A 13419-nucleotide genomic window follows, 5' to 3' on the forward strand; every position below is an offset into this window, starting at 1 on the left:
CTCGTCAGTACTGGTGCAGCTGCGGGTACAGCGGGAAGTCGGCAGTGAGCCTGTCGACGCGCGCCTTGAGCGCGTCGACGTCCGTCGCCTGGCCGTCCTTGAGCGCGGTCGCGATGATGTCCGCGACCTCGGTGAACTCGGCGTCGCCGAAGCCGCGCGACGCGAGCGCGGGCGTCCCGATCCGCAGGCCCGACGTGACGCGCGGAGGACGCGGGTCGAACGGGACGGCGTTGCGGTTCACGGTGATGCCGACCGCGTGCAGGAGGTCTTCCGCCTGCTGTCCGTCGAGGACAGACGCGCGCAGGTCGACGAGCACGAGGTGCACGTCCGTCCCGCCAGTGAGGACCGAGACGCCAGCAGCAGCGACGTCCGGCGCGACGAGGCGCTCGGCGATGATCTTCGCCCCGCGCAGCACGCGGTGCTGCCGTTCGGCGAACTCCTCCGAGCCGGCGATCTTGAAGGACACGGCCTTCGCGGCGATGACGTGCATGAGCGGACCGCCCTGCTGGCCCGGGAAGACCGCAGAGTCGATCTTCTTCGCGTACGCCTCGCGCGAGAGGATGAACCCGGAGCGCGGTCCGCCGAGCGTCTTGTGGACCGTCGATGAGACGACGTCAGCGTGCGGGACCGGGCTCGGGTGCAGGTCTGCAGCGACGAGACCTGCGAAGTGCGCCATGTCGACCCAGAGCTTCGCGCCGACCTCGTCGGCGATCGAGCGGAACGCCGCGAAGTCGAGGTGGCGCGGGTAGGCGGACCAGCCGCCGATGATCACGTCAGGGCGGGTCGCGAGCGCAGTCTCACGCACCTTGTCCATGTCGACGAGGTGCGTCTGAGGGTCGACGCCATAGGCCGAGACCTCGTAGAGCTTGCCGGAGAAGTTGATCTTCATCCCGTGCGTGAGGTGACCGCCGTGGGCGAGCTCGAGACCGAGGATCTTGTCGCCCTTGTTGATGAGGGCGTGCAGCACGGCCGCGTTGGCGGTCGCGCCGGAGTGCGGCTGGACGTTCGCGTGCTCGGCACCGAAGAGCGCCTTCGCACGCGTGATCGCGAGCGTCTCGGCGACGTCCACCTGCTCGCACCCGCCGTAGTAGCGCTTGCCGGGGTAGCCCTCGGCGTACTTGTTCGTCAGGACGGAGCCCTGGGCCTCGAGGACGGCGCGAGGCACGAAGTTCTCGGACGCGATCATCTCGAGGGTGTCGCGCTGACGATCGAGCTCGCCGTCGAGGACTGCGGCGATCTCTGGGTCGACCTCGGCGAGGCCCTTGTTCATCACGGTGGTGTCTGTCTGGGCAGTCATTCTTCTCCTTGCAGCGTGAGGCGGCAGGCTGATCCCGTCGGGGACCTGCGCAGTCGGGCATCTGCTGTGCGGGCCGTGCCCGGTCGAGATCGTCCGGGCACCGCACACACGTGTGTGGTGACCCGGGGCCCAGGCGAACGACCCGAAGTCTGAAGAAAGCGTCGCTCCCCGGTGGTGGTCCACCAAGCCCTCACGCCTGCTCACGGCAGGTCGCTGCAGGTTGCGCCAGTCACGACAGGGAAACTCTACTGCACCACGGCGTGCGCTGACCAAGGCCGTCTCACGCCTGTGCCGACCCGCAGGCTAGTCTTCTCCTCGTGAACGCAAAGCAAGCGACGCCGGGGTCGCAGTCTTCGCTTCGCGAATCCAACCGGGCTCGCATCGTCGAGGCGATCAAGCACTACGGCGGGCTGACCCAGGTCGAGCTCGCCGGCGCGACGGGGCTGTCGCCCGCGACGGTCTCGAACATCGTCAAGGAGCTCGCTGTCGCGGGCATCGTCCACACCACGCCGAGCACACGCAGCGGGCGTCGCGCGCAGCACGTGACGCTCGCCCGGACCCTCGGGCTCGTCGTGGGCGTCCAGGTCGCGCTCCGGCACATGCGGGTGGCCCTCGCCGACGCGAGCGGCACCATCGTCACCGAGCACAGGCTCCCGCTCGGCAATGACCACCGTGCCGACGCCGGGCTCGACCGCGCGGCCCTGCTCATCGCCGACATGCTCGAGTCCGTCGACGCGATGAGCTCGGACGTCCTCGCCGTGACGATCGGTCTCCCGGCTCCGATCGATGCCCGGCGCGCCACGGTGAGCACACCCGGGATCCTCCGGGGCTGGGACAACGTCCCCGTCGCAGAGGTGATGCGCAAGCGCGTCGGCCGACCGGTCTACGTCGAGAACGAGTCCAACCTGGGCGCGCTCGGCGAGCTGCGCTATGGTGCGGCGCAAGGCTGCCAGCAGGCCGTCTACGTCCGCGTCTCCCAGAGGATCGGTGCCGGCATCATCATCGACGGTCGGGTCTACACCGGAGCGCAGGGCACTGCCGGCGAGATCGGGCACACGACCACCGACGACGACGGGCCGATCTGCAGGTGCGGCAACCGCGGGTGCCTCGAGACCCAGGCCGGGGCGCACGTGCTCCTCGAGTCCTTGCGCGGCAGCCACGGGGTGCTCACGATGCGCGACATGATCAACCTGGCGATCGAGGGCGACCCCGGCTGCCAGCGCGTCATCGCCGACGCCGGCCACCACATCGGCGCGGCCGTCGCCAACCTCTGCAACCTCCTCAACCCGACCCGGATCATCGTCGGCGGAGAGTTCGCCCGCACCGGCGACATCCTGCTCGACCCGATGCGTGACACGGTAGAGCGCAGCGCCCTCGCCAGCGTCGCCGAGTCGACAGAGATCGTCACCGGGACGCTCGGGGACGACGCAGAGATCCGCGGCGCGATCGCGCACGCGATCGACAAGGCCGGCATCCACGCCGACGTGGGTGCGACCGCGCTGGAGGTCCCGACCTTCAGCTACGAGACGACGAAGGCGGACCGGTGACCGAGACCGACAAGACCACGGCCCCCCTGAAGACCGAGCCACGCCCTGTGCTGTCGCTGCAGAAGATCTCCAAGCGGTTCGGCGCCGTCCACGCCCTCACGGACGTCGACCTCGATGTCCACGCAGGCGAGGTCGTCGCGATCGTCGGCGACAACGGGGCCGGGAAGTCGACGCTCGTCAAGGTCATGGCCGGAGTGCACCCCCAGGACGGAGGCACCGTCGTCTTCGAGGGCCGCACCGTGACTCTTCCGTCGCCCGGTGCGTCACAGAGCCTCGGGATCGCGACCGTCTACCAAGACCTCGCCCTGTGCGACAACCTCGACATCGTCGGCAACCTGTTCCTCGGCCACGAGGCCCTGAACGGCCCGTTCCTCGCGGACGGGTACATGGAGCAGGAGGCCATCCGCCTGCTCCGGACGCTCTCCGCCCGGCTCCCCTCGGTGCGGACGCCGGTGTCACAGCTCTCCGGCGGCCAGCGTCAGGCGGTCGCCGTGGCTCGCTCGCTGCTCGGCAAGCCGAAGGTCGTCATCCTCGACGAGCCGACCGCGTCGCTCGGGGTGTCTCAGGCCGCCGAGGTGCTCAACCTCATCGGGCGGCTCCGCGAGAGCGGGCACGCCGTGGTCCTCATCAGCCACAACATGGCCGACATCCAAGCGGTCTCCGACCGCATCGCGGTCCTGCGCCTCGGGCGCAACAACGGCACGTTCCACACGGCAGACGTGAGCTACGAGGAGATCATCGCGGCCATCACCGGCGCCACCGACGTGGCTCCTCGGCGCCTGGTGCCACCGCACGGCGACTGAACCGATCGACCCGGCCGGCTGTCCGTGCGAGCGTCGGCTAGACGCCGGAGCGTTCCTCGACCGCCGCGCCTGCCTGCTCCTCGTCCGTCTCTTCAGGGTCGCCGGCGTCGCCGAGGATCCTGCGGAGGTAGGCATAGGTGAGGTCGCCGGCGACCTGGTCGTGCTGGTGCTCGTACCCGGCCTTCTGGTACATCGCGAGGTTCTGCTTCGAGTCCTTGCCCGTGAAGACCCAGATCTCCGTGGTCTCCTCCGGGAGGTGCGGGAGGACCGCGAACATCATCTGCGTGCCGATGCCCTTTCCCTGGAGATCGGGAGCGACAGCGAGCCTGCCGAGCGTCGCCTTGTCGTCTTCGATCTCGACACGCACGGACCCGACGAGTCGCGTCCCTGCCCACGCACCGAGCGTGACGACCCCGTCAGAGGCAAGGTCGGCACGCACCTCCTTGAGCGTCTGGGTCAACGGCGGGATGTTCGGGTCCCCGTAGACCTGTGCTTCGGTGACGAACGCCGCACGACGCAACGTGAGGAGCTCACCGGCAGCGTCGTCGGTCACAAGTCCGATGGTGATGTCTAGGGCGCTCATGGGTCCATGATCTCAGACTTCCGAACGCCTCGGAGTGAGGCGACGGGATGAGGTCCACGGGCACGGCACTAACCTTGTGGGGTGACCACGCTCCCCCTCCCTGAACTCTCCGACGCCTCCAGCCACTGGGTGCTGACCCTCTCCTGCCCCGATCGCCCGGGCATCGTCCACGCTGTCGCCGGCCTGCTGGCCGAGCACGGAGGGAACATCACGGAGTCCCAGCAGTTCGGGGACCCCGACACCGACCTCTTCTTCATGCGGGTGCAGGTCCGGTCGTCGGCGTCCCGCGAGGAGCTCACCGACGCGCTCGACGCGCTCGCGTCGACCTTCTCCATGACCTGGACGCTCGACGTGGTCGGGCGCCCCGTCCGCACCCTCGTCATGGTGAGCAAGGCCGCGCACTGCCTCAACGACCTCCTCTTCCGCGAGCGCACCGAGGGACTGCCGATCGAGGTCGTCGCAGTCGCGGGGAACCACCGCGACCTCGAGGCGCTGACAGCGTTCTACGGCAAAGACTTCCACCACCTCCCGGTCACCCGGGAGACCAAGGCGGAGGCGGAGGCGGCCCTCCTCGCGCTCGTGCGCGAGCTCGACGTCGAGCTCGTCGTCCTGGCCCGGTACATGCAGGTGCTCTCCGACGACCTGTGCCGCACGCTCCACGGCCAGGTCATCAACATCCACCACTCGTTCCTGCCGAGCTTCAAGGGCGCCAAGCCCTACCACCAGGCGCACGACAGAGGCGTGAAGCTCATCGGTGCGACGTCCCACTTCGTCACCGGCGACCTCGACGAGGGCCCGATCATCGAGCAGGACGTCGAGCGGGTCGACCACACCCGCACGGTCGAGGACCTCGTCGCGCTGGGCCAGGACGTCGAGCGACGTGTGCTCTCCCGTGCGGTCCGGTGGCACGCAGAGCACCGAGTGGTGCTCAACGGCCACCGGACGGTCGTGTTCCGCTGACGGTGCGTGCCCGCTCGTCCTGACGGGCGTCGGTCACGCCTCGGCGTGCGCGCGCCGCCGTGCGCGCACCACGAGGACGACCGCGGCGCCCCCGAGCAGGAGCGTGATCCCGACCGCGACGATCCCGCCAGAGAATCCGGTCGTCCCGAGGAAGCCTGGCGACCCGGCGCCGGGTACGACGGTCACCTCCTGGGACACCTCCACCCCTGAGGTGAGCCCCACGAGGCGGACAGTGTGCACACCCGCCGCCGTGTCACGCGGGATGGTGACGGACACGGTCACCGTTCCGTCTGCAGCGGCCGTCTGCGCCACCAAGAGCTGGGGCGTGGAGTGGAGCCACACCTGGACGATCTCGCCGCCGGTGAAGCCCGATGCCGTGAGCTCGAGACGCCCTCCGGCAGCGATGGTCGTGCTCCGCACCGACATGGTGCCCTTGCCCGGCGTACCGGGCGTCCCGTGACCGGGGGTCCCTGCGCCCGGGGCCCCGCTCTCGGGTGCGCCGGTGCCTGGTGTGCCCGTGCCTGGGCTTCCGTGCCCTGGGGTGCCGTTCCCGGGGTTCTCGTCCCCAGGGCCCCCGCTGCCCGGCGTGCCGTCGCCCGGCGTGCCGTCGCCGGGGGTGCCGTCTCCCGGGGCTCCGTCGCCGGGAGCCGCCGCGTGTGCCTCGGTGAGGACGGCGACGCTCCGCGCCGGGACAGTCACGGTCCCGGTCTCCGTGCTCCACGCCGTCTGCCGCACGACGCTGTCCGCGCCTGCCGCCTGCACGCTCGAGAGCGTGAGCTCGTGCCCCGCCAGGCCGTCGACGGTCTGGGTCACCGGTTCCGGGCTCGCGTTGAAGACCACGAGGACACCGTCGAGGTCGGTGTCGACGTCTGTGCCTACGGTGTCGTCGATACGCATGACCACGACGCCGGGGGTGGCCGCAGGGCCAGAGCCTGGGAACGTGACCTTCTCGGTGATGAGGCCTGCGTCACCGAGACGGAAGAGCGGCGTCGAGTACCGCAGGCGGAGGAGGTCCTGGGCCGCCGCCGAGGACGCAGCCATGTCCTCGGCTCCGGGCTGGAGCGCAGGGTCGGCGAGCAGCGGGGCATAGAGCGACCAGCTCTCGCCGTTCTTGCCCTCGGGCGGGAGCCCGACCCCGAACGTGCTCGTCTGCCCGGTCCAGTCGATCGCGTTGAACCAGTCCCCGGAGTTGTAGCTGTCCCGGTCGAGAGACTTGCTGCGCAGGAGGTCGGTGCCGGCGTGCCAGAACGACGGCGTCTGCGCGAGCGCGGTCATCGACAAGGAGAGCGTGTTCATCCGCACCCGGTCCTCCATCGTCGTGGCGACGGGGAGCTTGAGCGTGAGGATGTCGAACAACGTCTGGTTGTCGTGAGCGTCGACGTACGAGACGACCTCGCCCGGCTCGTCTGCGTACCCCGCCGGTGAGCCGCGATAGTCGAGCTCGTCCCCCTGCTGGACGGTGCCGGCCGAGGTGAGGAAGGAGTAGCTCTTGAGGTTGCCTGCCAGGCCGAGCCGGACGAGGTCGCTCTGGTGAGCGAGGTCCGCCAGCTCTGCGGCAGACCCGTCGTTGACGACCGTCGGGTCAGCCAGGTTGGTCGGCTGTCCGTTCGGGTCGGTCGCGAGGCCTGTCCCGAAGCCCTGCTGGAAGAGCGAGCCACCGTCGACCGGGCTGCCGCCGTGCACGGCGTCGCGCAACCGGTCCGAGAACGTCCCGATGCCGGTGCCGCCGAGCTGGCCCTGGGTCGCTTGCGTGAAGAGCGCGTTGTCCGCGACCTCACCGAAGTTCCAGCCCTCGCCGTAGAGATAGACGGACGAGCCGTCCACGCCGTCGTCCTCGAGAGTGAGCTCGTCGAGACCAGCGCGCACCGCGAGGAGGTTCTCGACGGAGTGGTGGCCCATGAGGTCGAAGCGGAAGCCGTCCACGTGGTAGTCCCGTGCCCACAGCACGACGGAGTCGACCATGAGCTTCTGCGCCATCTCGTGCTCGGTCGCGACGTTCTGGCAGCACGTGGACGTCTGGACCGAGCCGTTGGCGTCGAGCCGGTGGTAGTAGCCGGGGACGACCTTGTCGAGAACCGACGTGTCGGCCTGCCCGCTCGACGCGGTGTGGTTGAACACCTGGTCGAGCACGACCTGGAGCCCGCTGCCGTGCAGCGCACCGACCATCGACCGGAACTCGGCGACGCGCGCCCCACCCGCCTGGGCGTCCGTCGTCGCGTACGAGCCTTCGGGCACCTGGAAGTGGTACGGGTCGTAGCCCCAGTTGAAGCCGTCTGTCTCGGCCACCGCGGTGACCGCGGCCTGCTGCTCGGTCGAGTCTGGGGCGAGCCCGCTGAGGTCGCCGACCGTCGCCTGGGCGCTGCGGTCCTCCTCGATGGTCGCGATGTCGAAGGTCGGGAGCAGGTGCACCGTGTTGAGGCCGGCGGACGCGAGCTCGCGCAGGTGCTCCATCCCGTCGGAGTCTCGGGTGAACGCCTTGTACGTGCCCCGCTCTGCCTCGGGGACGGTGGCGTCGCCGATGGAGAAGTCCCGCACGTGCAGCTCGTAGATGCTGCGGTCGACCGCGCGCTCCACGAGCGGCGCGGGAGTCGTGGCCCAGAGGTCCGGCTGGAAGTCCGGGTCGGCAAGGTCTGTCGCGACCGAGCGGGTGGAGTTCGTCGTTAGCGCCACGGAGTACGGGTCGGTGACCTCGTTGTGCTCGACCGTGCCGGTCGTCGGCACGTACACCTCGATGTCGTAGAGGTACTGCGCCCCCTGCAGGTCGGCGCTCCCGGCGACGGACCACGTGCCGTCGTCGCCGCGAACCATGGAGATCCTCTCCCCCGCGCCTGTCCCGTCGCCGGTCCACACCAGGAGAGCGGCAGAGCGCGCGGTCGGGGCCCACACCGTGAACGTGGGTGCCCCGTCGGTCCAGGTGAGGCCGAGCTCCGCGTCCGCAGCAGCGTCGCCGTAGAGGTCGTCGAGGACGCCGGGCACCTGCACGGCGGTGAGGGCGGCGAGCGCCCCGTCTGCACCGGTTGCAGAGACCTGCACCTCCTCCGTGAGCACCGCCTCGACGGCCGCGCGGTCGAGGTCGGTCCGCAGCGCGACGGAGTCGGCCAGCGCCGGGAAGAGCGCCACCACGTCGGCTGGGAGACCGGCCGGGTCGTACGCCAGCGGGACGCTCGCGCCGTCCGGCACGACGACCTCGCCGTCGACCGCCTCGATCCCACCGTCGGGGGCGTGGTGCAGCGCCCACGTCTGCGCTGCCGGGTCGGAGCCCGTCGGCAGGAGGTCACGGGGTACGGCGAGCAGCCCCTGGGCGAGCCAGTGCGCACGAGCCTGCCCTGTGCCGGGGAACGGCGGGTCGGTGACGTCGACGGTCAGCACGTGGCTCCCCGGGTCGTAGGAGAAGACGACGAGCTTGCCCGCCGATGCTGCAAAGCTGTAGTTGGCGCCGCCTGACGCCCCTCCCACACCGTAGTTGACGTCCCACGACAGGCTCTCGGAGACCTTGGCCTCGTAGGTCCCGGTCGCCAGGGCATCGGTCGAGTACGTGAACACCCCGTCGCCGTCGAGGTCCTGGAGCCACGTCGCCAGGCAGTCCGGCGACCACGCCGCGGCGCAGCCGACCTGGTCCTGGTAGGACCCGGGCAGGGTCATGATCGGGCCGTCGGCGCTCGTCGTGAAGTAGTGGGTCTCGGGGTCGAAGTAGAACGTCACGGAACCGTCCGCGGGGACCGTGTACGTCGCGTCGGCGCCGCCCAGGACACCACCGACGCCGTAGTTGACGTCCCAGGTGCCACCGACCGCGACCTTGTACTCGAACTCCGAGCCTGCCGGGAGAGAGAACGTCCCGGCATACACGCCGTCAGGGCGCTCCGAGAGCTGTGCGCTCGTGCACGCGACGTCCCAGTCGCTCGCGCACCCCATCGCCGCGTTGTGGCTGCCCGGCACCGTCACCGTGAGGGCGCCCGGGTCCGGGACCGGCCCTGTGGTTCCGGCGACAGAGCTGCCCACGCTCGCGTAGGTCGATGCAGCTGCGTGCTGCCCCGCTGCGTCGGTGGTCACCGCGCGGTACTCGAGGAGCGTGCCGTCCGCCAGGCCCGACGTGTCGTGGAAGACGCGCGGCGTCGTGTCTTCAGCCGTTCCGAGAGGCGTCCAGCCCGTGGCGCCGACGGTGCGGTACGCAAAGCTCGTCTCGGCCCACCGGTCGGCCTCGATCGTCGCGCTCACCGGCGTCACGCCCTCGAGCCCGGCTCCCGGTGCAGGCACAGCCACCGTGAGCGTCGGCGTCGCGGTGGCCGCGACAGGACGGTCAGCCACGAAGACGACTGCACCGAGCGCAGGCACGGTGACCGAGACGGCACCCGAGGCGTCCGTCGTGAGCGGCGTGGTCGTGCCGTAGAGCGGCGCGAGCTCGGCGTCCGGCGTGAGCGAGGTGATCGTCACCGTCCGCTCGTCGGTGGTGTTGTTGAGCGCGACGAGGTGCTCGACCTTCTCCGTGCGGTCCACCCGAGAGAAGGCATAGACACCGGCGCCGTCCTCGACGTACCGCTCGATCTGCGCGCCGCTGCTCAGCGCAGGATGGTCAGCACGCAGCCGGGCCAGGCCCGCGATGTGCTCGTAGAGCACCGAGCCGGTGTCGAGGCGGTTCTGCGTCCCGAGCGTGGTCCCGTCCAGGAGCGGCTGCGACGCGTACTCGTCGACCTGCGTCCCGAACAGCGACTGCCGGGCGTTCTTGTCCTTGCCGTCCCCGGCACCCGCGAACCCCTGCTCGTCGCCGTAGTAGACGACCGGCTGCCCACGAGTGAGGTACATGAGGGAGTGCCCCAGTGCGGAGCGCTGCTCAGGGCTGCCCGACCCGGCGACCATGTACCCGATCCGGCCCATGTCGTGGTTGCCGAGGAACGTCGGCAGAGCGTCGGCGCTCGTCGACGGCGTCGTGTACATGTCGTCGGACGCGAAGAGCGAAGCCAGGCCCTTCGCGGTGTATCCCTTGGCGTAGCCCGATCCGGCCGCCTGGAAGGTGAAGTCGAGGACCGAGCTCATGTCGGTCGTGCGGACGTAGGGCGAGAGCTTCGCGGCGTCGGCGTCGTACACCTCGCCGAACATGAAGAAGTCAGGCTTGCCGTGCGCACGGGCGTAGTCGAGGACCTCGTGCGTCCAGGTCTCCCAGAACTCGATGTTCACGTGCTTGACCGTGTCGATGCGGAACCCGTCGATGCCGAGGTCGACCCAGGCCTCGTAGACATCGACGAAGCCGTCGACGACGCGAGGGTCCTCGGTCATGAGGTCGTCGAGCCCGTCGAAGTCGCCATAGGTCACGGACTCGCCGGTCCAGGTCGAGTTCCCGCGGTTGTGGTAGAGCGTGACGTCGTTGAGCCACTGCGGAGACTTCGCCGCGGTCTGCTCCGGTGCGACGACCGGGGTGAGCGGGAAGGACGTCGCCGGGTCGAGCGCGGGGAAGGTGCCGGTGCCCGCGAAGTCGGCGGGGTCGAACGCGGTCCCCGCGTCGTCCGTGTAGGGCGCCGTCGCCTGGTCGATGTAGTCGTACGTGCCCTGCGCGTTGTCGATGACGTCCGCGGTGTGGTTGGTGATGATGTCGAAGTACACCTTGATGCCGCGCGCGTGCGCGTCGTCGATGAGCGCCTCGAGCTCCGCGTTCGTGCCCAGGTGCGGGTCGATCTGCGTGAAGTCGGTGACCCAGTACCCGTGGTACCCGGCCGAGGCGTTCTCCCCGACCCCCTGGACGGGGTTGTTCTTGAAGGAGGGCGTGAGCCAGAGGGCTGTTGTCCCGAGGCCGTCGATGTAGTCGAGGTTGGCGTGGAGACCAGCGATGTCGCCACCGTTGTAGAAGCCCTTGTCGGTGGGGTCGTAGCCCGAGACGAGGCGGTCGTCACCGAGGCCCGCGGTGTTGTTCGTCGTGTCGCCGTCGGCGAACCTGTCGGTGAGGACGAAGTAGAACTGCTCGTCGCCTCCGGCCTGACGGACGGGCGGCGCGACGAGGGCGTCGTCAGCCTCGGTGTAGGCGCCGGCGAGATCGAGCGGGACCAGCGCTGTGCGGTGGCTCACGTCCTCGTAGACGACGCGGATCGTCGTGGTCCCGGCGAGCGTGAGGGGGATGTTCTCTGTGCCGCCGTCGAGCCCGTAGGCCTCGTCCCAGGCGTCGTCCGCTGCGACCTTGTACTCGTACGTCCCGGCGGGGAGCGAGAACTCACCGGTGTACGTGCCGTCAGGTGCGAGCGCGAGCTCGCTCTCCGCGCACTCCGGCTGCCAGTCGTCAGAGCAGCCGATCTCGCTCTGGAGGCTGCCGACGAGCGCGAGGCTGCGGGTCTCGGCTGCGGCCGGCGCGAGCGCGGCCTGGTCGATCGCCGCGAGGCCGACGGCCCCGACGGCGAGTGCGGTCAGGGCGGAGGCCACCCTGCGGGCGCGCTGCGTTGCGCTGACGAACATGTCGACTCCCTCGTCGATCACCGGAGCGTGATGCGAAGACTGTACCCATTTCTGCAACTTGCAGCAACGAGATGCGGCAATCTTGCACGCGATCGATCCGCAACCGCTCTAGAAAGCGCATTCCTTCATGAAACGTCACACCACGCTTGCATCAGCGAAGGGCTTATACCCCACTCTGCGGCTAATCACCGCATCGCTGCAACCACGTTGCACCCCAAAACGTTTAGGCTATCGCGAAAGTTCCCGAAAGTTCCCGAAAGGCGTTGACCTGCGCTTCTGCCCCGGTCACGGTAGGACCTGGCGTCGAACCGACGCCTCTTCCCCGAGCGACGACGCTCGCGAGAAGACCGGACCCACGTGGAGGATCCATGACCACCGAAGAACCACTGGCACCACGACGCACGTCGCGGCGCCGGCCCCTGCGGCGCAGCCTGGTCGGCACCGTCGCCGCGACCAGCATCCTCGCGCTCGGCATGACCGCGCTGCCGGCCGTCGCAGCGGGCACGACGCTCGCAGACGCTGCAGACGGGTCGGGCCGATACTTCGGCGCCGCGATCGCCGCCCACAAGCTGGACGACTCGACCTACTCGACCATCGCGAACCGCGAGTTCTCGATGATCACGGCCGAGAACGAGATGAAGATCGACGCGACCGAGCCCAGCCAGGGCCAGTTCAGCTACACCGACGGCGACCGCATCGTGAGCTGGGCGCTGAGCAACGGCAAGCAGGTCCGCGGCCACACGCTCGCCTGGCACTCCCAGCAGCCCGGCTGGATGCAAGCCATGTCCGGCACCGCTCTGCGCGACGCCATGCTCGACCACGTCACCCAGGTCGCCACCCACTACAAGGGCAAGATCTACGCCTGGGACGTCGTCAACGAAGCGTTCGCCGACGGGTCGTCCGGCGCACGTCGTGACTCCAACCTCCAGCGCACCGGCGACGACTGGATCGAGGCCTCGTTCCGCGCCGCGCGCGCCGCCGACCCCGCCGCCAAGCTCTGCTACAACGACTACAACACCGACGACTGGAGCCATGCCAAGACCCAGGCCGTCTACACGATGGTCAAGGACTTCAAGGACCGCGGCGTGCCCATCGACTGCGTCGGCTTCCAGTCCCACTTCAACAGCCAGTCCCCCGTCCCGAGCGACTACCAGACGACGCTGCAGAGCTTCGCCGACCTCGGCGTGGACGTCCAGATCACCGAGCTCGACATCGAGGGGTCCGGGACCTCCCAGGCCCAGCAGTACCAGCACGTCGTCCAGGCCTGCCAGGCTGTCGACCGGTGCACCGGCATCAGCGTCTGGGGAGTGCGCGACACCGACTCTTGGCGAGCGAGCGGCACCCCGCTCCTGTTCGACGGTGATGGCACCAAGAATGCTGCCTACACTGCGGTGCTCGACCAGCTGAACTCCGTCACGACGGAGCCGACGCCGACGCCGACGCCTGTTCCGACACCGACACCGACACCGACCCCTACGCCTGTTCCGACACCGACACCGACGCCTGAGCCCGGCGACGGCTGCACAGCAGCGCTGAGCGTCGCGAACTCCTGGCCCGGTGGCTACCAGGCGAGCGTCACCGTCAGTGCCGGGCCCACCGCGATCAGCGGCTGGTCGGTCACGCTGCCTGCGGGAACCACCGTGGGTCAGGTGTGGAACGGACAGCTCAGCGGCTCGACCGTGACCAACGCGCCCTACAACGCGACAGTCGCTGCCGGGTCCTCGACGACCTTCGGACTCATCGGCGCGGGAACCGCACCGGCGCCGTCAGCGGTGTCCTGCACGACCGGCTGAC

General features: G+C 69.5%; 7 protein-coding genes and 1 riboswitch. Of the genes, 4 read left to right on the forward strand and 3 right to left on the reverse strand.

Annotation, left to right across the window (positions count from 1 at the left end):
- Positions 1-4: 4 nt before the first annotated feature.
- On the reverse strand, positions 5-1297 hold the full coding sequence (gene glyA / locus ATL42_RS08740) for a serine hydroxymethyltransferase (protein WP_098455013.1): 1293 nt from the start codon (positions 1295-1297) through the stop codon (positions 5-7).
- A 120-nt stretch (positions 1298-1417) separates the two neighbouring features.
- A riboswitch (ZMP/ZTP riboswitch) is annotated at positions 1418-1540 on the reverse strand.
- 74 nt (positions 1541-1614) lie between these two features.
- Here glyA and ATL42_RS08745 point away from each other — a divergent pair.
- Both ATL42_RS08745 and ATL42_RS08750 read left to right on the forward strand, forming a co-directional pair.
- Positions 1615-2844: an ROK family transcriptional regulator gene (locus ATL42_RS08745; protein ID WP_098455014.1), complete on the forward strand. Its 1230-nt coding sequence runs from the start codon at positions 1615-1617 to the stop codon at positions 2842-2844.
- Entirely contained in the window at positions 2841-3647 is an 807-nt protein-coding gene (locus tag ATL42_RS08750) for an ATP-binding cassette domain-containing protein (protein ID WP_245862352.1), read from the forward strand. Before ATL42_RS08745 ends, ATL42_RS08750 begins: the two co-directional genes overlap by 4 nt.
- Before the next feature lie 37 nt (positions 3648-3684).
- On the opposite strand, the gene ATL42_RS08755 is transcribed toward ATL42_RS08750, so the two are convergent.
- Positions 3685-4230, reverse strand: coding sequence for a GNAT family N-acetyltransferase (locus ATL42_RS08755; protein WP_245862355.1), 546 nt, complete (start codon positions 4228-4230; stop codon positions 3685-3687).
- Between the two features lie 81 nt (positions 4231-4311).
- Between ATL42_RS08755 and purU the strand changes: the two genes are divergently transcribed.
- The gene (gene purU / locus ATL42_RS08760) at positions 4312-5190 is read left to right on the forward strand and encodes a formyltetrahydrofolate deformylase (RefSeq protein ID WP_098455015.1); all 879 of its coding nucleotides are present in this window, start codon (positions 4312-4314) and stop codon (positions 5188-5190) included.
- 33 nt (positions 5191-5223) lie between these two features.
- On the opposite strand, the gene pulA is transcribed toward purU, so the two are convergent.
- On the reverse strand, positions 5224-11625 hold the full coding sequence (gene pulA / locus ATL42_RS08765) for a pullulanase-type alpha-1,6-glucosidase (RefSeq protein WP_098455016.1): 6402 nt from the start codon (positions 11623-11625) through the stop codon (positions 5224-5226).
- A gap of 368 nt (positions 11626-11993) precedes the next feature.
- On the opposite strand from pulA, the gene ATL42_RS08770 reads away from it, so the two are divergent.
- On the forward strand, positions 11994-13418 hold the full coding sequence (locus ATL42_RS08770; RefSeq protein ID WP_098455017.1) for a glycoside hydrolase family 10 protein: 1425 nt from the start codon (positions 11994-11996) through the stop codon (positions 13416-13418).
- Position 13419 lies beyond the last annotated feature (1 nt).

The sequence above is a fragment of the Sanguibacter antarcticus genome (genome assembly GCF_002564005.1).
Lineage (GTDB): Bacteria > Actinomycetota > Actinomycetes > Actinomycetales > Cellulomonadaceae > Sanguibacter > Sanguibacter antarcticus.